The following is a 267-nucleotide window of genomic DNA, read 5'->3' as shown; positions in this document are numbered from 1 at the left end:
AACTCGATCAGCCCAAACCGATATCTCCTTATGGATTCCACAAACTTGCAGCCGAGCAGCTTTGTAGATCATATTTTGTATCGTATGGTATTGCTTCAATCTCGCTAAGAATGTTTTCGGTTTTTGGTCCTGGTCTCAGGAAACAACTTTACTGGGATATATTTCAGAAGTCGCGTCGATCACAGAAGATCATATGTCCTGGCACTGGTGAAGAGACGCGCGATTTCATCTACGTTAAAGATGTACCGCAAGCAATTGAGTTGGCAA

Annotated in this window: 1 protein-coding gene; it reads left to right on the top strand. The window is 43.1% G+C overall.

Annotated features, from left to right (window positions below):
- Positions 1-20: 20 nt before the first annotated feature.
- Positions 21-267, top strand: a 247-nt coding sequence (locus tag CVH10_RS25490; RefSeq protein ID WP_369335942.1) for an SDR family oxidoreductase, incomplete at its 3' end; no start/stop codon positions are given.

This window comes from Halomonas sp. ND22Bw (genome assembly GCF_003011945.1).
In the GTDB taxonomy this organism is placed as follows: Bacteria; Pseudomonadota; Gammaproteobacteria; order Pseudomonadales; family Halomonadaceae; genus Halomonas; species Halomonas halophila.
This window is presented reverse-complemented; position numbering and strand designations above follow the sequence as displayed.